General features: G+C 66.9%; 20 protein-coding genes and 2 pseudogenes. 12 read left to right on the top strand and 10 right to left on the bottom strand.

Going from position 1 to position 21,356, the window contains the following annotated elements; genetic code table 11:
- Positions 1 to 376: 376 nt before the first annotated feature.
- On the bottom strand, positions 377 to 769 hold the full coding sequence (locus GC106_RS40795; RefSeq protein ID WP_173141544.1) for an ArsR/SmtB family transcription factor: 393 nt from the start codon (positions 767 to 769) through the stop codon (positions 377 to 379).
- Positions 770 to 838: 69 nt separating this feature from the next.
- Between GC106_RS40795 and arsM the strand changes: the two genes are divergently transcribed.
- On the top strand, positions 839 to 1,705 hold the full coding sequence (gene arsM / locus GC106_RS40790; RefSeq protein ID WP_173141543.1) for an arsenite methyltransferase: 867 nt from the start codon (positions 839 to 841) through the stop codon (positions 1,703 to 1,705).
- Positions 1,706 to 1,927: 222 nt separating this feature from the next.
- Here the strand turns inward: arsM and arsB are convergent, their stop codons facing one another.
- The 3 genes and pseudogenes from arsB to GC106_RS40775 form a co-directional block, all read right to left on the bottom strand.
- Positions 1,928 to 2,989 (bottom strand): ACR3 family arsenite efflux transporter, encoded by a 1,062-nt coding sequence (arsB, locus tag GC106_RS40785; RefSeq protein WP_281368760.1) that lies wholly within the window; start codon positions 2,987 to 2,989, stop codon positions 1,928 to 1,930.
- A complete protein-coding gene (locus tag GC106_RS40780) occupies positions 2,986 to 3,288 on the bottom strand; it encodes an ArsR/SmtB family transcription factor (RefSeq protein WP_173141542.1) in 303 nt (100 codons plus the stop codon). The genes arsB and GC106_RS40780 overlap by 4 nt, the downstream gene beginning before the upstream one ends.
- 154 nt (positions 3,289 to 3,442) lie before the next feature.
- Positions 3,443 to 3,688, bottom strand: a pseudogene (locus tag GC106_RS40775) (FAD-dependent oxidoreductase); the annotation flags it as partial.
- Positions 3,689 to 3,786: 98 nt separating this feature from the next.
- Here GC106_RS40775 and GC106_RS40770 point away from each other — a divergent pair.
- The 3 genes and pseudogenes from GC106_RS40770 to GC106_RS40760 all read left to right on the top strand — a co-directional run.
- Positions 3,787 to 4,032 (top strand): annotated as a pseudogene (locus GC106_RS40770) (ArsR/SmtB family transcription factor); the annotation flags it as partial.
- 57 nt (positions 4,033 to 4,089) lie between these two features.
- Positions 4,090 to 5,139, top strand: a complete 1,050-nt coding sequence (locus GC106_RS40765; protein WP_173141539.1) for a flavin-containing monooxygenase — start codon at positions 4,090 to 4,092, stop codon at positions 5,137 to 5,139.
- A 101-nt stretch (positions 5,140 to 5,240) separates the two neighbouring features.
- Complete coding sequence (locus GC106_RS40760) at positions 5,241 to 7,382, top strand: alpha-amylase family glycosyl hydrolase (RefSeq protein WP_173141538.1); 2,142 nt, start codon at positions 5,241 to 5,243, stop codon at positions 7,380 to 7,382.
- Between the two features lie 30 nt (positions 7,383 to 7,412).
- On the opposite strand, the gene GC106_RS40755 is transcribed toward GC106_RS40760, so the two are convergent.
- Positions 7,413 to 8,282: a helix-turn-helix transcriptional regulator gene (locus GC106_RS40755; protein WP_312873273.1), complete on the bottom strand. Its 870-nt coding sequence runs from the start codon at positions 8,280 to 8,282 to the stop codon at positions 7,413 to 7,415.
- A 78-nt stretch (positions 8,283 to 8,360) separates the two neighbouring features.
- Here GC106_RS40755 and GC106_RS40750 point away from each other — a divergent pair, with 78 nt between their 5' ends.
- Positions 8,361 to 9,299, top strand: coding sequence for an SDR family NAD(P)-dependent oxidoreductase (locus GC106_RS40750; protein ID WP_173141537.1), 939 nt, complete (start codon positions 8,361 to 8,363; stop codon positions 9,297 to 9,299).
- A gap of 174 nt (positions 9,300 to 9,473) precedes the next feature.
- Here the strand turns inward: GC106_RS40750 and GC106_RS40745 are convergent, their stop codons facing one another.
- Both GC106_RS40745 and GC106_RS40740 read right to left on the bottom strand, forming a co-directional pair.
- Positions 9,474 to 10,070, bottom strand: a complete 597-nt coding sequence (locus GC106_RS40745) for a DUF8817 family protein (RefSeq protein ID WP_173141536.1) — start codon at positions 10,068 to 10,070, stop codon at positions 9,474 to 9,476.
- Positions 10,071 to 10,275: 205 nt separating this feature from the next.
- Complete coding sequence (locus tag GC106_RS40740; protein ID WP_173141535.1) at positions 10,276 to 10,716, bottom strand: MarR family winged helix-turn-helix transcriptional regulator; 441 nt, start codon at positions 10,714 to 10,716, stop codon at positions 10,276 to 10,278.
- A 59-nt stretch (positions 10,717 to 10,775) separates the two neighbouring features.
- Here GC106_RS40740 and GC106_RS40735 point away from each other — a divergent pair, with 59 nt between their 5' ends.
- Entirely contained in the window at positions 10,776 to 11,303 is a 528-nt protein-coding gene (locus tag GC106_RS40735) for a hypothetical protein (RefSeq protein ID WP_173141534.1), read from the top strand.
- Positions 11,304 to 11,842: 539 nt separating this feature from the next.
- On the opposite strand, the gene GC106_RS40730 is transcribed toward GC106_RS40735, so the two are convergent.
- Complete coding sequence (locus tag GC106_RS40730; protein WP_173141533.1) at positions 11,843 to 12,295, bottom strand: DUF4383 domain-containing protein; 453 nt, start codon at positions 12,293 to 12,295, stop codon at positions 11,843 to 11,845.
- 378 nt (positions 12,296 to 12,673) lie between these two features.
- Here GC106_RS40730 and GC106_RS40725 point away from each other — a divergent pair, with 378 nt between their 5' ends.
- The 4 genes from GC106_RS40725 (at position 12,674) to GC106_RS40710 (ending at position 18,015) form a co-directional block, all read left to right on the top strand.
- Entirely contained in the window at positions 12,674 to 13,741 is a 1,068-nt protein-coding gene (locus GC106_RS40725) for an Rv2629 family ribosome hibernation factor (RefSeq protein ID WP_173141532.1), read from the top strand.
- 721 nt (positions 13,742 to 14,462) lie between these two features.
- Positions 14,463 to 14,993, top strand: a complete 531-nt coding sequence (locus tag GC106_RS40720) for a MarR family winged helix-turn-helix transcriptional regulator (RefSeq protein ID WP_312873272.1) — start codon at positions 14,463 to 14,465, stop codon at positions 14,991 to 14,993.
- A gap of 80 nt (positions 14,994 to 15,073) precedes the next feature.
- Complete coding sequence (locus GC106_RS40715; RefSeq protein WP_173141531.1) at positions 15,074 to 17,536, top strand: molybdopterin oxidoreductase family protein; 2,463 nt, start codon at positions 15,074 to 15,076, stop codon at positions 17,534 to 17,536.
- The gene (locus GC106_RS40710; RefSeq protein ID WP_173141530.1) at positions 17,533 to 18,015 is read left to right on the top strand and encodes a hypothetical protein; all 483 of its coding nucleotides are present in this window, start codon (positions 17,533 to 17,535) and stop codon (positions 18,013 to 18,015) included. Before GC106_RS40715 ends, GC106_RS40710 begins: the two co-directional genes overlap by 4 nt.
- Positions 18,016 to 18,150: 135 nt before the next feature.
- Here GC106_RS40710 and GC106_RS40705 read toward each other — a convergent pair whose 3' ends face one another.
- Positions 18,151 to 18,945, bottom strand: coding sequence for a helix-turn-helix transcriptional regulator (locus tag GC106_RS40705; RefSeq protein WP_173141529.1), 795 nt, complete (start codon positions 18,943 to 18,945; stop codon positions 18,151 to 18,153).
- Here GC106_RS40705 and GC106_RS40700 point away from each other — a divergent pair.
- Positions 18,929 to 19,627, top strand: a complete 699-nt coding sequence (locus tag GC106_RS40700; RefSeq protein ID WP_173141528.1) for an SH3 domain-containing protein — start codon at positions 18,929 to 18,931, stop codon at positions 19,625 to 19,627. The two genes, GC106_RS40705 and GC106_RS40700, sit on opposite strands and share 17 nt — an antisense overlap.
- Before the next feature lie 222 nt (positions 19,628 to 19,849).
- Here the strand turns inward: GC106_RS40700 and GC106_RS40695 are convergent, their stop codons facing one another.
- Complete coding sequence (locus GC106_RS40695; protein WP_312873271.1) at positions 19,850 to 20,671, bottom strand: MFS transporter; 822 nt, start codon at positions 20,669 to 20,671, stop codon at positions 19,850 to 19,852.
- Positions 20,672 to 20,741: 70 nt separating this feature from the next.
- Between GC106_RS40695 and GC106_RS40690 the strand changes: the two genes are divergently transcribed.
- Complete coding sequence (locus GC106_RS40690) at positions 20,742 to 21,335, top strand: helix-turn-helix domain-containing protein (protein WP_173141527.1); 594 nt, start codon at positions 20,742 to 20,744, stop codon at positions 21,333 to 21,335.
- The last annotated feature ends 21 nt before the right edge of the window (positions 21,336 to 21,356 follow it).

The raw sequence follows: 21,356 nt of genomic DNA, 5'->3' as shown, positions 1-21,356 counted from the left end.
TCGATGAGAGTCTGCCCCGGCCGGAGGCCGGAATCGGCTCGGTGGGGCGGTTCCTGGCGTCGCCGCGGGATCGCCGCGAATACTGGTTGTCTTTGGGCGGTCCCGCGGTGGCGTCAGGGGCCGCATCCGGCCCGGCTATCGCGATCGGGCATTTGAAACACGACCTAACGCCACGAAGCGCGACTTCCCCATGGCGGGCGGGCCTGGGTGGTCAGCCACCACGAAGACGTGCGAACCGTGGTGAACGACCGGCGGTTCGGAGCGGGTGGGGTGGTCCGGTCGTGTGACCGGGAGAAGCGCGACGCCTGGGCGCTATAAGTCAAGGCTGTCATTCAGTGCGGATCGCGGCTACCAACAGCTTTCGTTCAGCCGGGATTCAGGAGGAAGCGACTTCTTCGTGCTGCCGCGCCCATTCACTCGCCGGCCGCGAAAGCAGCGCGGTCAGCTTGTCCGTGGTCTCGGGCACCAGCCAGTAGTAGACCCAGGTGCCGCGGCGTTCGGAGTCGACGAGTCCGGCCTGGCGCAGCAGTTTGAGGTGGTGGGAGATCGTAGGCTGGGACAGGTCGAACGCGGGTGTCAGTTCGCAGACACAGACTCCGACGCCGGCCTCGGCGGCGGCGATCATCGACAGCAGCCGGAGACGGACCGGGTCGCCGAGTGCCTTGAACACGGCGGCCAACTCGGTCGCCCGATCCTCCCCCAGCGGCGCGGACTGCAGGCTCGTGCAGCAGGACCCGGTCCGCACGATCGGCAGCTCCTGTTTCGACATACCTCTATATTGACAGCCTTCAATAAAGGCGGCAACATGCATCGAAGAACATCGATACAAGGAGTCGCCATGACTGAATCCACCGACCTTCGTGAAGTTGTCCGGACTCGATATGCCGCCGCCGCGATCAAGGTCGCCGAGGGCGGTGGGGGTTGTTGCGGGCCGGAGGCCGTCGAGGTCGACGAGAACTTCGGCGCCACTCTCTACTCGGCGGCAGAACGCGACGCTTTGCCCGCCCAGGCGATCGCCGCGTCCCTGGGGTGCGGCAACCCGACCGCAGTGGCGGAGTTGCGCAGCGGCGAGCGCGTGCTGGATCTCGGGTCGGGTGGCGGGATCGACGTGTTGCTGTCGGCTCGCCGGGTCGGCCCGACCGGTAAGGCGTACGGGGTGGACATGACCGACGAGATGCTCGCTCTGGCGTTGGCCAACAAGGCCAAGGCGGGCGCCGGGAACGTGGAGTTCCTGAAGGGCACGATTGAATCGATCCCGTTGCCTGCCAACACCATTGACGTGGTGATCTCGAACTGCGTGATCAACCTGTCGACGGACAAGGCCGCGGTGTTCGCCGAGGCGTTCCGCGTGCTGACGCCGGGCGGCCGGATCGGGGTGTCCGACATCGTCGCCGACGATGATCTCACTGCCGAGCAGCGGGCAGAGCGGGGTTCGTACGTCGCGTGCATCGCCGGGGCGCTGAGCTTCAGCGAGTACCGCGAGGGCCTGCGGGCGGCTGGGTTCACCGACATCGAGATCACCTCGACCCACGAGGTCGCCGACTCCATGCACTCGGCGATCATCCGGGCCGTGAAGCCGGTGAACGCGATCCCGATCGTCGAGACGGCAACGTCGGCGACATCCGGGTCTTGTTGCGGGATCAGCGCTTGCTGCACACCAGCCGAACAGTCCGTGGACGACGTGGCGAAGAGTGTTGAGCGCTGACTACGGGCCAAGCAGTGTGGCGAGCTCCGCGGCGGCTGATCGTGCGGTCGGCCCAACGCCGACGAACGTGGCTGAGGCTGCGCCCGTCCATTCGCCGTAGCCGAGCAGGTGCAGGCGTGGCTCGTCGACCGCGCGAGTGCCGTCGGTCTGGATGACGCCGTTGCTGGTTCGCAGGTGCAGCGGGGCAAGGTGGCGGAGCTCGGGCCGGAACGACGACCTGTGTCATGCCGTCCAGCGGCGGCGTAGCCACAGGCTGACGTAGACCAGGGCGACGAGGACCGGGACTTCGATCAGCGGGCCGACCACACCGGCGAGTGCCTGTCCGGAGGTCACACCGAACACGCCGATCGCGACGGCGATGGCGAGCTCGAAGTTGTTGCCCGCGGCGGTGAACGCCAGGGCGGTGGTCCGTGAATAGGACAGTCCAGCGGCCTTGCCGAGGAGATAGCTGCCGCCCCACATGAGCGCGAAGTACACCAGCAGCGGCAAAGCGATCCGGGCAACGTCCAGCGGGCGGGAGGTGATGGTCTCACCTTGCAGGGCGAAAAGCACCACGATGGTGAACAGCAGCCCGTACAGCGCGACCGGGCCGATGCGGGGCAGGAACCTGCCCTCGTACCAGTCTCGGCCACGGGACTTCTCGCCGAACCGGCGGGTGAGGTAGCCGGCGGCGAGCGGGATGCCCAGGAAGATCAGCACACTGCGGGCGATCTCCCAGGCGGACACGTCGAACGCTGTCGTGCCCAGGCCGAGCCAGCTGGGCAACAGGTCCAGGTAGAACCAGCCGAGCACGCCGAACATGACGACCTGGAACACCGAGTTCAGCGCGACGAGCACCGCGGCGGCCTCACGGTCGCCGCAGGCCAGGTCGTTCCAGATGATGACCATGGCGATGCAGCGAGCCAGGCCGACGATGATCAGGCCGGTGCGGTACTCGGGCAGGTCCGGCAGCATCAGCCACGCCAGCGCGAACATCAGCGCCGGTCCGATGATCCAGTTCAGCAGCAGCGACAGCCACATGGTGCGTTTGTCGCGGGTGACGGTGTCGAGCCGGTCGTAGCGGACTTTCGCCAGCACCGGGTACATCATCAGCAGCAGGCCAAGCGCGATCGGCAGCGAGACCCCGCCGACCTTCACCGCGTCCAGCACGCTCTGCAGGCCGGGCACGAACCGGCCGAGCAGCAGGCCCGCGGCCATGGCCACGCCGATCCAGACGGGCAGCAATCGGTCCAGAAAGGACAACCGGTGCAGGACGTCCGGTTCGGCGGCTCGGGTGGTCGTCAACAGGGCCTCCTGGCCTCGGAGTGGGTGCGTGCGCGCTCGGCGAGGCCGGCGATGTGGTCAGCGGTGGCTTGCAGCACCTCGGGACGCAGCCGGTAGTAGGTGAACCGGCCACACGGCTCGGCCTCCACCACACCGGCTTCCCGCAGTTGACGCAGGTGATTGGAGATGTTGGTCTGCCGCGCGCCGGTCTCCTCGACCAGGTGACACGTGCACAGCGCCTCACCGGCCAACAACTGCACGATCCGAGCACGCAGCGGGTCGGCCAACAGCTTGATCACATCAGTTGCCGCTGATATCACGCGGTGATGATAAGACGCTGATGCTCAGAAAGCTAACTACTGGCAGTCCTCAGCCGACGACGCCCGCGCCGGGCGGGCCGGTCACGCAACGGGCCGCCGGGGCGCATCAAGTACTCCATGACCTCCCAGGGCTGCTGGGTCGGCCGGTAGTAGCTCCGGTGGGGTACTTGTCCCCGTCCGGACGCTGCCAACCGGTCGGTTCCAGCAACCGCGCGGCGGCCGGGTCCACCAACTCCGACCACGGGGAGAACAGGCGAACATGGTTCCACCGGGTCACCGCCGAGCCCGCCACCGGCCCCGCTTCCAGCACCAACGGCTTCAGACCCCGCTCCAGCACGTGCGCGGCAGCGGCCAGCCCGACCGGTCCAGCACCCACTACGACCACCGGAAACTCGTTCACCGGACACTCCATACATCGAAGATCATCGATTCAACAACGGAGAATGTATCGACCCGGATCGATTGACGCAACCATCGATCTGTGTCGATACTTAGCGCATGACGATGTTGGACCGTCCGCTGCTGGCCGAGCAGGAAGCCGCCACCTACGCAGGCTGGTTCGCCTGCCTGGCCGAGCCGGCCCGGGTGAAACTCCTGCACACAGTGGCCACAGCCAGTGGTGAGATCACCGTGGGCGAGCTGACCCACCTGCCCGGCGTCAGCCAGTCCCCGTGCTCACACCACATCCGCAAACTGGCCGAAGTCGGCTTCGTGCGCAGCCGCAAGGAAGGAACCGCCGGCGTCTGGCGCGACACCGTCTTCGTCGAACGCAGAAACCAAACCGTCTAACAAGGACACTCAATGCACACCGACGCGATCGTCATCGGCGCCGGGCAATCCGGCCTGGCCGCAGCGCACGCCTTCCAGACCCGAGGCATCCGCCCACTCGTGCTCGAAGCCAGCGACACACCCGCCGGATCCTGGACCCACTACTACGACAGCCTCACCCTGTTCTCCCCCGCCCGCTACAGCAGCCTGCCCGGCATGCCGTTCCCCGGCGACCCCGACCGCTACCCACACCGAGACGAAGTCATCGCCTACCTCACCTCCTACGCCACACGCCTCAACGCCGACATCCGCACCAACCACCGCGTCACCCGGGTGACCTACGACAACGGCCTTTTCACCGTCGAGGCCGGAGAAACATTCACAACCAGCACAGTCATCGCCGCCACTGGCGGCTTCAGCCGTCCACACCGGCCAGACCTACCCGGCCTCGCCGACTACACCGGCACCGTTCTGCACTCCGCCGAATACCGCAATCCCACACCCTTCGCCGGACAACGCGTCATCGTCGTCGGCGCCGGAAACTCGGCCCTGCAGATCGCCGTCGAACTCGCCCAGCACGCCGACGTCACCGTCGCCACCCGCGCACCCATCCGCTACGCCAACCAACGCCCACTCGGCCGCGACATCCACTTCTGGTCCACCACCCTCGGCATCGACCACCTGCCCATCGGCCACCTGCTCAAGAAAAAACCCGCCGTCCCCGTCATCGACGACGGCACCTACCGCGCCGCCATCACCGCAGGACGCCCCGACCACCGGCCACTCTTCACCGACATCAACGACACCAAAGTCACCTGGCCCGACGGCACCACCGAACACATCGACTCCATCCTGCTCGCCACCGGCTACCGCCCCAACCTCGACTATCTCGAACCGCTCGGCGCACTTGACCACAATGGACAGCCCAGCCAGTCCAAGGGTCTGTCCACCACCCACAAAGGACTCGGCTACGTCGGCCTCGAATGGCAACGCAGCCTCGCGTCCGCCACCCTCCGCGGCGTCGGCCGCGACGCGAACTACGTGCTCGCCCGGCTACTCCGCCGCCAGAACCACAAGGTGTGACCTCTGCTTACTCGCAGAAGTGGTACAGCCCGCAGGGCGAGGCCAGCTCAGACGGTCGGTGCACTAGTCTGCACTTCAGGGGTCGGCGACTGGGAGGCGACGTGCGCCTTATTCGTGTTCTGTGCACCACAGTGCTGTTGAGCGCGTTTCTCACCGCGCCACCGGTTGCCGCCGCTGGAGACATCGCGCCTGGCGTACGTGCCGGCGACGACGCGCTCGCCCGTGACTCGCTGCGCACCGATCTGTCCGGCGAGCCGTTCTACATGACGATGATCGACCGCTTCGCCAACGGCGATCCGGGCAACGACCTCGGCGGGTCGAGTTCAGGCGACCGGCTTCAGCACGGTTTTGATCCCACGGCCAAGCATTTCTTCCACGGTGGCGATCTCGCCGGGCTGACCGGCAAGGTCGGTTATCTGGCCGGGCTGGGCGTCAAGGCGCTGTGGATCAACCCGCCGTTCCGCAACCGCTGGGTGGTGGATCTCGGTGGCGGCAACGCCTATGCCGCCTATCACGGCTACGCCATCACCGACTTCACCCAGTTCGATCCACATTTCGGTACCACGCAAGAAATGCGCGCCCTCGTCGACCGGGCCCACGCCCACGGTATCAAGGTGTTCTTCGACATCACCGCGCACTACACCGCCGACGTCATCGGTTTCGAAGGCGAGCATCCGTACCGCTCGCTCGCCGAGTTCCCCTACCGGGACGCCGACGGCAAGCCGTTCGACATCAAGGCAATGGCCGGACGGCCCGACTTCCCGAGGCTGTCCGTGGAAAAGTCCTTCCCGTACCGGCCGGTGTTCGCCGACGAAACAGCCGCACGGCTGAAGAAACCGGACTGGCTCAACGATCCCACCCTGTACCACAACCGGGGCTGGGCGACCGAGTACGCCGGCGAACAGTTGCAGTTCGGCGACTTCTTCGGCCTCGACGACCTGATGACCGAGCATCCCACCGTCATCGAAGGCATGCGCCGGATCTACACCGAGTGGATCGACTCGATGGGCATCGACGGCTACCGGGTGGACACCGCCAAGCATGTCAACACCGAGTTCTGGCAGGCGTTCGCGCCCGCGGTGAAGGCCTACGCGAACGCCCGCGGCAAACGCGACTTCTTCATCTTCGGCGAGGTCTACTCCGACGACCCGGTACTCACCTCGCACTACACCACCGCCGCACGAATGCAGTCCGTCCTGGACTTCCCCTTCCAGGACGCGGCCCGCAAGTTCCTCGCCGGGCAGGGCGCCGCGACGCTGGCACGTGTACTCGACGGTGACGACCTGTACACCGACGCCGACTCCAACGCGTATGCGCTCAACACCTTCCTCGGCAACCACGACATGGGCCGGCTGGCGTGGATGCTGCGCCAGGACCGCCCCGGAATCGCCGAGCAGGAACTGCTGGACCGGTTGCGGCTGGCCAACACGCTGCTGTTCCTGTGGCGCGGCAATCCGGTGCTCTACTACGGCGACGAACAGGGCTTCGCCGGTTCCGGCGGCGACGCCGACGGACGCCAGGACATGTTCCCCACCCGCGTCCCCGAACACCTCGACCAAGACCAGGTAGGCACCGACCGCACTCCGGCGCAGGACAACTTCGACCCCACACATCCGCTGTACCGGCAGATCCAGTCGCTGAGCGCGTACACCACCGCCGATCCGGTCTGGCGGCGCGGAAACCAGGTGCTGCGACACGCCGACGTCGACGTCGTCGCCTACAGCCGGATCGATCCGGTGACCGGGCACGAGTACCTGGTCACCGCGAACTCAGCAACCGAGGCACGCACCATCGACGTACCGGTCGCCGCGGCCGGTGTCACGTTCCAGCAGAACTTCCCCGTCACCGGACCTGGCCCGGTGAGTGGCCCGGACGCCAAAGTACGCGTCACCGTGCCTCCGCTGGCCGTCACCGTGCTGCGTTCCGAACAGCGACTACCGGTCGCACCGAGCGCACCCCGGCCGCGACTGACCCTCACCGATCCCATTGAGGACGGCCGCACCGGGCTGCTCGCCGAGATGACCGGCATCCCGCAAGCACAGGCGTCCTTCGCCGCCAAAGTGGCGGGCCAACCGAACTGGACGGCCCTCGGCACCGACGACGCGGGACCCTACCGGGTATTCGCCGACCTGGCCCGACTGCCCGGTACCGCACCGGGAGCCCGGATCGAACTGCGCGTCGTGGTCCGGGACGCGGCAAACCGGCTCGGTGCCGATGGCCTGGTCATCGAACTCCCGCGCTAGGGCACGGTCGACGATCAGCACCCCTGGTGCTCAAAGTTGTAGCGACTGAGTGCCAAGGACGACGGCCAGGTCCAGGCGGCGGGCGTCCTCGGTGCCGGGCTCGGCGGTGTAAACGGTGATGCGCAGGTCATCCAGGGTGACAAGCAGCGTGTCACAGTCCAGGGTGATCAGGCCGACCGCCGGGTGGTCGATGGTCTTGCGCCGGGACGGGTCGGCCGGGGGCGGCGGTGCCTCGGCGTCCCAGAGCTCGGCGAAACGCGGGCTGCCGGACGTCAGGTCGGCGACCAAGCGCCGCAGCGCACGGTCGGCCGGGTAACGCGAGGCCGTCAGGCGGAGGTCGGCCACGAGCCGGGCCTCGTGTTCGGCCTGCTCCCGCGCGGTGTGCACGACCCGTGAAGGCAGGCGGGCGACGTTGCGCCAGACGGCGTTGCGGTCCAGACCGCGCCAGGTGGTCGTGTCACCCATGAGCGCGTCGTAGGGCGCGTTGGCCAGTATGAGTGTCCAGCTGGCGTCGTAGACGACCACGGGGGTGTGCGAGAGCCGGTCGAGGAGCCGTTGCACGCTCGGGAGCACCCGCGACGACACGACGTCCGGGCCTGGTGTGGCGTGCCCGGCCAGCCGGTAGAGCAGGTCGCGTTCGGTGTCGGCCAATCGCAGTGCCCTGGCCAGTGACTCCACGACCTGAGCCGATGGCGCGGTCGCGCGTCCCTGCTCGAGGCGGGTCAGGTAGTCGGCCGAGATGCCGGTGAGCGCGGCCAGTTCTTCGCGCCGCAAACCGCTGGCCCGCCGACGGCGGCCCACCGGCACGCCGACGGTCTCGGGTGCCACCCGATCACGCCAGCGGCGTACCGTCCGGCCGAACTCCCACGCTTCCACGCCGTCAAGTCTGCCTGTGCCCACGCTGGTTGTCCTGGCCCTGGCAATCCTACGAAAACCGGACGACTGGTCGCGGCCTGGCAGTTCTCGCAGGCTGGGGCCATGACCGAACCCGGAACCGTTCTGATCACCGGCCCGACCCGCAACCTGGGCCGCCACGCCGTGCTGGCGATGGCCGGCCGCCCGGAGGGACAGCGACCAGACCTGTTGCTCGTCGGCCGCGCCGGGCGCGACCTGACCGCGGTCGCCGACGAGGCCGGTGCCCTCGGGGCGCGCGTCCACGTGATTGGCTGCGACCTGGCGGACTTGGCCGACGTCCGTGCCGCGGCGACCATCGCGCGTGACCTGCTCGCCGGCGCCACCGTCCGTCCACTGCGCGCGCTTGTCGCCAACGCCGGCACTATGTCAGCCGACACCCGGCGGGCCTCGGCCAACGGCTACGAGCTGACTTTCGCCGTCAACTACCTCGCCCACGCGCAGCTCATCGGCGACCTGCTCGGCTCGTTGACCGCTCCGGCGCGGGTCGTGCTGCTCGGCTCGAACACCTACCACGCCAACTTCTGGCGCAAGCTGCTGGGCGTGGCCGAAGCCAAGTGGGCCGACCCCGTCGAGCTCGCCCGCCCGGCCACCGGCGACAAGGTCCCGGGCATGGCCGCTTCCGCCGTCGCCTACTCCAACGCCAAGCTGGCGATCCTGTACTACGCCCACGAGTTGCAGCGCCGAGCCGACGCCGGGATCAGCGTGTCGGTGTTCGAACCGGGCTGGATGCCCGGCACCGCGCTGGGCCGCAGCGCCCCCGCGGCGTTCCAGGCGATCGGCCGCGCCCTGGGCCGGATTCCTGGCGTCTCGACGCCGCGGCGCTCGGGGCCGCTGCTGGCCGCGCTGGCCCTCGAAGACAAGTGGGCACACCTGCGTGACGGCGCGTTCGTGATGAAGACCAAGCTGACGGAGGTGCATCCGGTAGCCCATGACCGTGACCGCGAGCGGCGCTTGTGGGAAGCGACCACCGAACTGTTGGAACAGGCAAGCACAACGCGTTAGTTGTTGCGCGTCATGAGGTTGCCGGGTAGGGCCTGAGGATGGGGGCGGGTCTTTCGACGGCAGGATGAGGACTGCCAAGTACCTCGTCCGCCGAACAGAAAGACCCGCCCGATCGCCCACGTCGCCCCAGCCGAGGTGGTCGGCCGGATCACCGAGCCCGCGGTATCGCCGCGCTCAGGCGCCTGGACGCGGCTCAGACCCCTTGATCCGTTCGACGAGCTCGTCGCGGTACTCCAGCACCGCCTGAAACTCCGGTTCATCGCCGGTCGCCCGCTTCAACGCGCCTTCCAGGATCTTCAGCCCCTGGCGTTCGTCGCCGCGCGCGTCCGCCTGCCTCGCGGCGTTCTCCATGGCTTTGCCGAGCTTGGTCCGCGCCTCGGGTTCCTTGGCGGCCTTGGTGATCCGGATCCAGTTGCCGCCCGGATCGACGACGGTGAACCCGGTGGACCGGTCGTTGCGCAGCCGCGGCCGGGTCATCCGCGGGATGCCGGAGATGAGCAGTTTTCCGTGCACGGACCGCATCCCCGCCGCGAAGGCCTCGAACAGCTCGCTGGTGTCCGCCACGATGACCAGGCACGTGCTGTACGACTGCTCCGGGTCGTAGTCGTCCATGCCGAAGAAGTGCAGATTGATGTCTTCCCGTCGCACCGCGACGTACGGGTTCGGCCGCGTCTGCCGATAGGTGATCTCGAAGCCGAGCATCTCGTAGAACGACGCGATCTCGTCGATGGACGGACAGGGCAGGAGCGGAATGGTCAGTTCGTTCGCCATCGCCCGAAGCTAAGCCCGGGCCTGCCGAAACGACACCGAGCTATTTGCTTATGCGAACAGCATCAGGTGTGCACCCCGATCGGGCGCAACGGCTGGCGAAGATGGGCTACGCCAATCACTCCCGCGCTCCTCACCTCGCAGCCACACTCACCCGCTACGAGAAACTCCACATGGGACACACTCAAAAGCGGTCGGTAGCGGGAATTCAACGACCGTCCTCACTGGACAGCAGTCGCTCGACGATGTCCTTGAGCGCATTCGTGCCGTCGGGGCCGAGGCGGTCCAGCAGGTGACGGCGAGTCGCGGCCGACAGGGCAGGCACGGACGCGTCGATCGTGCGACGGCCCGCCGGTCGCAAGGTGACCTCGACCCCGTTCGCGACCTTGCCGCGCGCGATGTAGTCACGTTTCTCCATCCTGGTCAGCAGGTGCGAGAGCCGTGTCCGGTCCCAGCCCAGGGCCGCGGCGAGGGCGTTCTGCCGCAGGACACCGCCGGACTCGTGCAGGTGTACCAAGACGCTCAACTCTGCTTCGGAGAGGCCGGACGCCGCCGTCATGTCGGCGATGACCGCGGCGCGCACCATCTCGTACGCGCGCTTCCACAGCAGCCACAGCTTGGTCGCCTCCCCCGGATCCACTGTTGACATGTCAACACCACCCTTCTAGTGTTCGACCCTACAAGGCGGCTCACACAGAAGGATTTTCGATGCTCGATACCCGACGGCACTACGCCAGCCTGCGCTCTGTGGCGCTTCTTCCGCTCGTGCTGTTCTTTCCAGCCGTGATCGCGTTCTTCGTGGACCCGGACGTGGCGTGGGGGGAATACCTGGGAGTCTTCTTCCACCTGTCCATCCTCTTCCTCGTCTCGCGTCTGGAGGCGGCACCGTGGGCCAAGGCGGCCGGCTACGGATGGGTGACGCTGGACGTGCTCGCGGGCATTCTGATGATCAACGACGTCGCGTACGACACCGCATGGGCGGTCCGGCTCGGCGGGCACGTCCTCGCCGGAGTCTGGATCGTGTCGAGTTCCCTGGTCAGCAGTGCCCGGTTGGTCAGTGTGGTCGGTGTGATCACGGGTCTCTGGCTCGCCGGGTACTCCTTCGTGGGAGAGGTGCTTCCAGAAACGTTCCTGCGTCCGGCCGGCATCCTGATCCTGGTCTGGTTCGCCCTCCTGGCGATCTTTCACCGACCAGTGCAGGAGCAGACTTCCGGCTCAGCCGCGCTGACCACTTGACACTATGAGAAGTGGTGGATCACGACCGCACGAACTTCCGTATCGGCGACAGCTCCGGCCGACGTTGTGAGAGATGGCATGACGTACAGCATTCGGATCGGCAAGCGGCACCGAATCCAGACCAATACCGATGTCCGCCCACGGCACGGCGAAGTTGACAGGATAGGCAAGGCGGTCGTGTGGCGTCGAATTGCGCTGGCATAGACGGGGCTCTCGGCCTTGGAAGACAAGGGTTCACCCCGGGCGCTGAGCAGCGCCCGGTTGACGCGTGACCGGGAGGCGGGGAACGCGCGTGCGGGATTCGTCGCGTCCCCCGCGCTCTATGACGCCGAGTGCGGCGAAGATCCAGCAGGGTGGCCCGCTTTGACAGAGGCCGAACTCCGGGACAGACAACGATCACCGTATGCACGTCGGCGAGTCCGTGTCGGACACACCATCGCGTGGATGAAGGACGGAGCAGGGCTCACTCCCGCACCGCCTCGTCTTTCAGCCGGGCTGTCGCTTCGTCTCGCCTCGGCAGATCGTCGGTAGCCGTGTTGTCAGCCGGCTGTCCGATGTGTCCGAACCGAGCGGCGGTCCAGAACCAGACCCAGCCCGATCATGCCGATCGCCAGGACAAGATGCAGCCAGTTGTCCGCGGCGTTGAGCGGAACGAAGTTGGCGGCACTGTCCATGTCGATCAGCACGCCGTAGAGCCACAGCACCAGGTAGACCACGCCACCACCGACGAGGAAAACACGGGCACCGCCCGCGGACCGCGCCAGCGCCACGCCCGCGACGCCGAATGCCAGATGCACGAGGTTGTGCAGGATGGACACGGTGAACACGCCCAGCAACTGCGCTTCGGAATGGTGACCGGCGAAGGTCATCGCCCCGTAGTTCGCGGTCACACCCGGAATGAAACCCGCGATTCCCACCAGCAGGAACACCACTCCAACGACCAGCGCCGCCATTTGCAGCGGCGTCCGCGTGGCATTACGTACCTCGGACATCTCGTCTCCTCCAGCGGCCTCTCTCGCTACCAATGGCGTCGGCTACCCCAGCCCCGTCCGGTAAAACACCCAAAATGGTCCGAGACGCGCATAGGAAAGGAGGATGTCAATCCTGGACGGAACGCGGATCCCGGTCGGCCCGGTGCGGGCCGCTCCCGGTCGGCATCACCAGCGCTTATCCCCGACCGTTGACATCCGCGTTACCGGCGTGGGTCTCCGCTTGGACAGGGGCACCGCGTCACGCGGGATCGGCGGAAAGCCTCGGCGAGCCCGCCGGATGCGCACCGGGCCGCCGGACAGTCCCTTGGTTGATCATGTCCGCATCGGGTACCTGCGGCAGGAGGACTCCAACCAGCTTCAATGTGCGAAGGAGACACAATGGACCTGCGGTCGCTACGCCACCTGCTGACTGTGGACGGCCCTTTCGCCTCGGCGTACTTCGACAGTTCGCACAACACCGAGGACGCCGCGCGGATATCGGAACTTCGATGGCGCGAGCTGCGTGAACAGCTACGTGAACAGGGCATCGACGAGTCGACACTGGACGCCATGGACACCGCCGTGCCGGGGGGTGAACCACCGGTCGGACCCGCAGGCCGCGCGTTGGTGGCCGCGGGCGGGCAGGTGCTCGTGGACGAGGTGCTGCCCGAGCCGCCACTGTCACCGGTCACCAGAGTCTCCCCCCTGCCGTACCTGCTCCCACTGACCACACTGCCGGGCAAGGGTGCCGCGCACATCATCGTGGTGGTCGACAGCGCCGGCGCCGACCTGCGGGTAGTGGACGAACACGGCGACGAGGCGAGGACAGAGACCGTCACCGGACGTGAGCATCCCCTGCACAAGGTCCGTGGAGGCGGCTGGGCGCACCTTCGCTTCCAGCACACTGTCGAAGAAACCATCCGCCGCAACATCCAGGACGTCGCCGACGAGATCACACGACTCACCGATCAACTCGACGTCGGCCTGATCGTGCTGGCCGGAGAGGTACAGGCCCGATCGGGCCTGCATCGGCGACTACCACCGCGCTGCCAACAGATCGCCGTCGAGACCGAGAGCGGCGGACGGGCCGGCGGTTCGGACCATGCGGCACTGGAACAAGAAGTCCGGCGTCTGGTCGACCAACGCACGACTCGGCATGTGCCGGACCGAGACCCCGCCCTGACCGTCACGGGATTGCCGAAGTGCGTCGCGGCCATTCGCGAGGCCAATGTGGACACCCTGCTCCTCGTCACATCACAGATCCAGGATCTCGCGGTGTGGATGGGGACCGAGCCCAGCCAGGTGGCGGTGCACGAAGAGGAACTCCGTGGTCTGGGCATGCCGTCGATCACCCAGTGCCGGGCGGACGAGGCGCTGCCCTGGGCGGCTCTCGCCGTCGGCGCGGACGTCGTGACGGTTGAGGACGAGCTCACCGACGGCGTCAGCGCACTGCTCCGGCACACCTGATGACCGCGCTCACGATCACGTTGGCCGTCATCAGCGCATGGCGACCTCCCGTCGTGACACTCACACCAGGTTGACAATCGCCTTGGCGACTGGCGTGGGCGAGGAGACCCGAGGTGTGCCGCGTGTAGTCGGCCCTTGGTCGAAGAACGGTACGCCCGGAAAGCGCCATTGAGGCACGCGCTCTATGAGCACAGCTTGACGGATTGCGTTGCTGGGCTTGTTCGCCGTGGCCTTCCTGCTGCATCCCTGGCGGGACCGCGGCCGACGACGACATCCAGGATCTGCACCGCTTGCCCCCGTGACACCAGGGAACAGTGCAGGCACCGCTTGTCCGTTGAGGCTGGATCAGATGACGAGCGATGCAGTCCGACATCACCTCCGGCCCAGCCGAACACGACAGTGTCCTCACCGGACTGCAGCTCACCTTCTTCAGCCGTGTCCTGGTGACGAAAGGTGACGGGGTGGCCGGGGTCCACGTCGACGCGCCCGGCCACCCCATCGGGTGGTGCCGGCGCGCTGTCGGACCGGCTGACAAAGCTTGCGGGACACCGCCAGACGCGCGGTCTCCCTCGGAAGCCGAGTACCCCTTTCGGTCCGCTCGAACCACAAGGCGACGTCGTTCTGCGGGAAGAGGTGGGTGTAGCCGGGTGTCCGAAGCCATGAGCGTTCACTGGGTGTTGCCCGAGGAAGGCGGGACTTGTGACCTTCTCCAGCGTCGGCAGTGGCTGCCACCCGTTCTGCAAAAGCCGGTGCAGTCGCTTACGATGGTTGCGTGACGCAAATGTTGTCGGCACCCGACGAAACGGACAGCGCGTCGGCCGTGCTGCGCGCAATGGTGTCCATTGCGGACTCAACGGTCGGACACCTCATCGACGACTTGACGCTGACCCAATTCCGGGCTTTGCGGATCATCACCGAACACACGCCGATCACCATGAGCCGCGTCGCCGACCAACTGGCTCTCAACCCCTCGTCGGTGACCCGTGCCTGCGAGCGGCTCACCACCCTGGACCTCGTTCAGCGGGCCCGGAATCCACTGAACAAGCGGGAAATCCTACTCGCGCCGACCGGGAAAGGACGTCAGATCGTCGCACGTGTCGAACACGAGCGGCGCGCGGTGTTGGCGGCTGTCCTGCAGCGGCTCGAACCGGCCGTCCGGGCGCAGGCCGCGGTCGTGTTCGGACAGTTCGCCGCCGCGGCGGCCACCGTGCCGACGTCGCTGTCCCCAGGCACCACGCCATTGATTGCGTGACGCAACTGCGCTGACCAGCTTCAGGTTTCGGGTCGATCTAGCCGGGTAGCCGCATCGGGCATGGAGCGAAGGAGGCCATCATGGGGGTCAGGGACGGCATCGGCACACCGTGGGGTACCCGTACGCCGTACGGTCCCGGACAGCGCTGGCCGGTTCGCGTCGACAGCCATCTCGCAGACGGCGTGGCACCCGATGAGGTCGACACATGGGTGCGTACCGCAGCGGTGCTGCACTCCAACGGCGACGGCATGGATCTGGCCGTCAAGGACGGTCGCCTCGTCGGCGTCCGCGGACGGGCCGACGACCGGGTCAACCACGGCAGGCTCGACCCGAAAGACCTGTTCGGCTGGCAAGCCAACAACTCGCCGGACCGCCTGACCACTCCCCTGGTCCGCGACGGCCAGGGCGAACTCGTCGAGTCCACATGGGACGAAGCGATGGGGCGCATCGTCGAACGGAGCAAGGCACTGCTGGACGACCAGGGACCGAGCGCATTGGGGTTCTACACCAGCGGTCAACTGTTCGCGGAGGAGTACTACACCCTCGCCGCCATCGCACATGGTGCGATCGGCACCAACCACGTGGACGGCAACACCCGGCTGTGCACCGCGACAGCCGCCGAAGCCCTCAAGGAGTCCTTCGGCTGCGACGGTCAGCCCGCCTCCTACAGCGACGTCGACCACGCCGACGTGATCGCCCTTTTCGGACACAACGCCGCCGAGACCCAGGCTGTGTTGTGGAGCCGTGTCCTCGACCGGCTCGCCGGGCCGAATCCGCCCGCCCTTCTGTGCGTCGATCCCCGCGACACCATGGTCGCCAGGGCCGCCGCGATACACCTCGCACCACTACCCGGCACCAACATGGCACTGATGAACGGCCTGCTGCATGAGATCATCGAGCACGACTGGGTCGACCACGACTACATCACGCAGCACACTGTCGGCTACGAGGAGCTTGTCCAGCAGGTCACGGACTACCCGCCCGAGCGTGTCGCGCCGATTTGCGGCGTACCCGCCGGTCAAATCCGTGATGCCGCACGACTGCTCGGTCAGGCGCAGCGTCTGCTGTGCACTGTGTTGCAAGGGTTCTACCAGTCACACCAAGCCACCGCCGCGGCCGTACAGGTGAACAACCTGAATCTGATCCGCGGCATGCTCGGCAAGCCCGGTGCCGGTGTGCTGCAGATGAACGGGCAGCCAACTGCTCAGAACACCCGCGAGTGCGGCGCGGACGGCGACCTCACCGGATTCCGCAACTGGGCCAACGACGCCCACGTCGCCGAGCTTGCCCGGCTGTGGAACATCGAGCAGGGTCAGATCCCGCATTACGCGCCGCCAACGCACGTAATGCAGATGCTGCGCTACGCGGAGAACGGAACCATGCGGTTGCTGTGGGTCTCGGCCACGAATCCGGCGGTGTCGCTGCCCGAGCTCACGCGCGTTCGTTCGATTCTCGGTCAGGACAGGCTTTTCCTCGTCGTGCAGGACGCCTTCCGCACCGAGACGGCAGAACTCGCCGACGTGATCCTGCCTGCGGCCATCTGGGGTGAGAAGACCGGGACCTTCACCAACGCCGACCGCACGGTGCACCTGTCGGAGAAGGCCGTCGACCCGCCTGGACAAGCAAGGTCCGATTTGGACATCTGGCTTGACTACGCCCGGCGCATGGACTTCCGCGACAAGGACGGCGAGCAGTTCCCGCCGTGGAGCGAGCCGGAGTCGGCCTTCGAAGCGTGGAAGAAGGCGTCCGAAGGCCGGCCGTGTGACTACTCCGGGTTGAGCTACGACAAACTCCGTGCCGTCAGCGGGGTCCAATGGCCCTGCAACGCCGACAACCCGGACGGCACCGAACGGCTGTACGCGAACGGCAAGTTCTACGCCCAGCCGGACTACTGCGAAAGCTACGGCCGTGACCTGATCACCGGCGCTCCCCTCGAACCCACCGAGTACCGGGCGATGAACCCCGACGGCAAGGCCATCATCAAAGCCGCCGAGTACCTGCCTCCCAACGAGACAGCGACCGACGACTTCCCCTTCATGCTGATCACCGGACGCACGATCTACCACTTCCACACCCGCACCAAAACAGGACGAGCGCCGCAACTGCACCACGCCGCGCCCGAGGTGTGGGTCGAGATCTCCGCCGCGGACGCCGAGCACCTCGGCATCGCGGAAGGGGATCTCACACAAGTCCGCACCCCACGCGGACAAGTGCACGCGCGGGCCCGGATCTGCGGCATTCGCGAAAGGGTGCTGTTCCTGCCCTTTCACTACGGCTACTGGGACACCGAGGATCCAGCGGGACGGGACGGGCACCGGGCCGCCAACGAGCTCACGCTCACCGACTGGGACCCGGCCTCCAAACAACCCCTGTTCAAAACCGCCGCGGCGGCCGTCACCCGCCTCACAGCCGGCGACGGGCCCTCACCCGCGCCAACCACCACGGCATCAGCACCCATCGGTACCGACGTCCCAGACACCCAGGGAGACGCCACCACCCAGGTCACCGAACGCAATGCCGACCCCGCAGGAGCCGCACGATGAAACTCGGCCTCGCCCTGCGCGAACTCCACCGCTCCGAGAAGTCCCTCGCCAAGGACCTGCTCAAGGTGTCCGACCGGCACAAGGCCGAACACGAGATCCACCACGTCGCCCGCAACCTGGCCGCGTGGTCCGCCGACCACATCCGCGGCTTGGCCACCGCCGCACGGCGCTACGACGTGGAGTTGGACGCCGATGTGCCGGAGAGTTCCGGCCCACTGGCGTCGATCCGCACGGCGATCAGCGCACTGAGCAGCAGCCGCCCGGAACCAGGGCTGCTCCTGCTCGCCGACCTGCGCCGCCTGCACCGCAAAGCCGCAGGTGTTTCACTCGACTGGGAACTGCTCGCCCAGGGCGCCCAGGCCGCCAAGGACACTGAACTGGTGGAGCTGACCCGACGCTGCCACCCCCAGACGCTGCGGCAGATGAAATGGACCAACGCCATGCTCAAGACCCTGTCACCGCAGATCATCGCCAGCTGACGGCCGGCCGCGAGGTAACCGGTGTGCCGGGAACACCCGGGTGGCGTTGCCTGTTCCGGCGGCGTGCACGAGCTTGTCAGCGGTGCTGCCCTTTGCGTTTACCCGGTCTGGGCGCGCGTCGCCGTGCCGGCCGGTTCACGACCCGGTCGGGCGCGAACCGGTCTGGACTGGGTTGGACCTGCCCGCCCAGTGCAGTGCGAGCTGCGTGCGCGACGTACAGCCAGTGGCCTTCATGACCGCGGTGATGTGCTTCTTCACCGTGTCTATGCCCACGCACATCACGTCGGCGATCTGCCGGTTGGTCAACCCAAGGGTGACCAGGTCGGCCGTCTGGACCTGGCGAGGTGACACCGCCGCTTCCGGGCGCCGCTGAGTCGTTGCGCGGGCGTGCAACGCCAGCAACTGCCCAAGGTGACGGCCAAGCAGCTCCAGGATGGCCCGGTGCCGTGCGGTGACCGCCTCTTGTTCGAGTACACCGATCCCGCCCGCCAGCCCTCGATCGGCGACCAGCGGCACGACTACCTTGTCCCGAATCCCATTACGCAACAGGAACTTGTCGAGGTAGCGGCGGTGACGTGGAAGCTCCAGCACCGGCCGCAACTCGTTGAGGCGGAGCGGGCGGCCGCCGCGGTAGCCCGCCCACGCCGCCGGGTGCGCGAACGGGTCGTCACGATGGAACTCCTCGACATACGCGGGAACCATGCGGGCCGCGATACCGTTCGCCACCGGCGCCTGGTCGGTGAACACCTGCGCGAAGGTCGGCCCGACGAAGAACGTGGTGTTACGCAGTCCCAAGTGCCGGCCGAGCGCGTCGATGACCAGTTCGCGGAAGTCGTACGCATTCCTGGACGATGTGGAATCCTCCAGTACCGCGATCACGCGGTGCAGATCCGCGACGCCAAGAGTCGGTGCGGTGCAGTCGTATGCCATGGCCTCCCCTCAAGGCAAGCGCATCGCAATGCTCGCACGGTCGGCGGCCAGCGTCATTCGCCCGGACGGCGTACCACGAAGCGACAGCATGCGTGATTCCACCTTCGTGCCATGCCGCTCAAACGCTGTGCCGCCTAGTTTGGGGTTGTCCACGGAACGACTCAGGGAAACACGAAATGGGTTTCTCGTCCGTGTTGAGGAAACGGTTCCGACGCTTCCGGTTTTCCATGCTTATCGGCAAATCGAGAATATGAGAGGATTCTTTGTGAAGTTTTCGTTTCTCCGTTTCGCTGGGGTCATCTTCGCCGCAGTCACCGCTCTGGTCGCGGGCAGCGGCCTGTCGTCCGCGACGCCGTCATTGCCGAACTCCGCCACCGGGGACGCCGTCACGTCCCTACCTGTCGCCCCGTCACCCCAGGCCCAACCCTCGTGGTGCGGCTGGACTCCGGCCAACAACGGCAATTCCCCCGGCCAGGTGCACGTCGCGAAAGTCAACATCCGCACCGGGCAAGGTACCCAGTGCGACGTCATCGTGACCGTCAACCAAGGCCACGGGTTCATCGCACGCTGCTACGTCGACAACGCGGCCAACGAGCGCTGGATCCACGTCACCATCAACAGCAAGCCGGGATGGGTCATCGGCGGTGCCGTCTGGTACACCTGGGCAATCCCTCAGTGTTGACTTCGTACTGAGTGAGCCCGTCCGACTCCCCGAGCGCCCGCGTCGGGGTCGAGGTCGTGCACACTGATCCCGCAGCCCTTGGTCGAACGTCCTTCTGTCGCAAGAAGATGCTCAACCAAGGGCCCCGTTCCCGGCCGAGCGCCTCAGGGGCCCGCGCCACACCCCGCTCGGTGTCGAACACGATCCCGCGCAGGCCCGGAACTGCAGCCAGCACACCGGCCATCAGGGTTCGGCCCGTCGGCCAGCCCCAACGCAACGCCCATCATGCTGGTCATCGCAGCCTTGCTCACCATGCACATCACGGTTGCAGTGCGCGCCGGGCCCGTCTACAGCTGGACGGGCGCGGCGGCGGCGGAGTCCCGGTCTTGCGGCGACGCCGGCTGCTTGGGCAGGAAGGCCGCCGGCAGCAGGCAAAAGCAGCACCACAAGCAGGGTCCAGGTGAATGTGGACGCGAACTTGCCCCAGCTGGCCACCGCGGCCGCTTCGTGCGGGGCCGGGTCGGCGAGTGCGGCTGTCGCGGTGAGCTGCCCCTCGTCGGTCGGGACGCCGAATCGGTCGGCCAGGAGGCCCGCCAGGATGATCGACACAACAGCGGCGCCGATCGCACCGGCGGTCTGCAGGACGATGTTGAGAACAGTGGACGCCCTGGAGGCCAGACTTGGCGGCAGCGTCTGTGGCGCTGCGGAGTTGATAGGCATCATTGTCATCCCTATGCCGAGCCCGGTGACGAACAGGGCCATCAGGAGCATCCAGTACGGGGTGTGGGCGCCGACCTGGGTGAGCAGCGGGAAGCTCGCGGAGATCAGGACCAGTCCCGGTACCACCACCTTGCGCGGGCCTACCCGGTCGACGAAGCGGCCGGCGACAGGCATGGTCAGCAGGGCACCGGCGCCCTGTGGCGCCACCATCAGCCCGGCCACAAGCGCATTCTCGCCTCGCACCAGCATGAAGTAGGTCGGCACTACCATCAACGCCGCGCCCCAGGCCAGCGGCACCCCACCAACGACCACCACGTCGTAGCGGCCGTTCACCTCTTCGGTCACCTTGGATCACCCCGTAGCCAACATCGCCCCCCTTGAAAACCGAGTTGCCGAACTGGCAAACTGGGGCGGTATGGACGACTTCGACAAAACACTCGGCGCCGTGGGACTCCGGCTACGCGCACTGCGCCGGGACCGGGGCACCACGCTCGTCGAGCTGTCCGCTGCGACCGGCATCTCGGTGAGCACCCTGTCCCGTTTGGAATCGGGCAGTCGCCGTCCGACCCTGGAACAGCTGCTCCCGCTGGCCAAGGCACATGGCGTCACACTCGACGAGCTTGTCGGCGCCCCGCCCACTGGCGACCCACGCCTGCACCTGCGGCCGATCAGCTGCCACGGCGGGATGACGATCCTGCCGCTCACGCGGCGCCCAGGTGGTGTCCAGGCATACAAGTTCGTGCTCTCGGCCGCAGCCCGTCCGAAAGAACCGTCCCCGCAGACTCACGAAGGCTACGAATGGCTGTATGTCCTCAACGGACACCTGCGGTTGGTGCTCGGTGAGCACGATCTCGTGCTGGCTCCCGGCGAAGTGGCCGAGTTCGACACGCACGTTCCCCACTGGTTCGGCGCCGCCGGCACGGAATCTGTCGAGTTCCTCAGCCTGTTCGGCAGACAGGGTGAACGTGCGCATATCCGGGCTCGCCCCGGGAAATCCGATCGTTCATAGCTTCTGTACTTACGTACTACC

Source organism: Kibdelosporangium persicum (genome assembly GCF_013280595.1).
GTDB lineage: Bacteria > Actinomycetota > Actinomycetes > Mycobacteriales > Pseudonocardiaceae > Kibdelosporangium > Kibdelosporangium persicum.
The sequence above is the reverse complement of the archived record's forward strand: the minus strand, read 5'-3'. Positions and strand labels throughout refer to the sequence as shown.

What these genes read in the sequence shown, in the direction of transcription:
- GC106_RS40745 (WP_173141536.1), bottom strand. Translation starts at nt 10,070, where the DNA reads ATGGCGAACGAACTGACCATTCCGCTCCTGCCCTGTCCGTCCATCGAC.
- GC106_RS40740 (WP_173141535.1), bottom strand. Translation starts at nt 10,716, where the DNA reads ATGTCAACAGTGGATCCGGGGGAGGCGACCAAGCTGTGGCTGCTGTGG.
- GC106_RS40795 (WP_173141544.1), bottom strand. Translation starts at nt 769, where the DNA reads ATGTCGAAACAGGAGCTGCCGATCGTGCGGACCGGGTCCTGCTGCACG.
- GC106_RS40765 (WP_173141539.1), top strand. Translation starts at nt 4,090, where the DNA reads ATGCACACCGACGCGATCGTCATCGGCGCCGGGCAATCCGGCCTGGCC.
- GC106_RS40690 (WP_173141527.1), top strand. Translation starts at nt 20,742, where the DNA reads ATGGACGACTTCGACAAAACACTCGGCGCCGTGGGACTCCGGCTACGC.
- GC106_RS40735 (WP_173141534.1), top strand. Translation starts at nt 10,776, where the DNA reads ATGCTCGATACCCGACGGCACTACGCCAGCCTGCGCTCTGTGGCGCTT.
- GC106_RS40705 (WP_173141529.1), bottom strand. Translation starts at nt 18,945, where the DNA reads ATGGCATACGACTGCACCGCACCGACTCTTGGCGTCGCGGATCTGCAC.
- GC106_RS40710 (WP_173141530.1), top strand. Translation starts at nt 17,533, where the DNA reads ATGAAACTCGGCCTCGCCCTGCGCGAACTCCACCGCTCCGAGAAGTCC.
- GC106_RS40725 (WP_173141532.1), top strand. Translation starts at nt 12,674, where the DNA reads ATGGACCTGCGGTCGCTACGCCACCTGCTGACTGTGGACGGCCCTTTC.
- GC106_RS40730 (WP_173141533.1), bottom strand. Translation starts at nt 12,295, where the DNA reads ATGTCCGAGGTACGTAATGCCACGCGGACGCCGCTGCAAATGGCGGCG.
- arsM (WP_173141543.1), top strand. Translation starts at nt 839, where the DNA reads ATGACTGAATCCACCGACCTTCGTGAAGTTGTCCGGACTCGATATGCC.
- GC106_RS40750 (WP_173141537.1), top strand. Translation starts at nt 8,361, where the DNA reads ATGACCGAACCCGGAACCGTTCTGATCACCGGCCCGACCCGCAACCTG.
- GC106_RS40715 (WP_173141531.1), top strand. Translation starts at nt 15,074, where the DNA reads ATGGGGGTCAGGGACGGCATCGGCACACCGTGGGGTACCCGTACGCCG.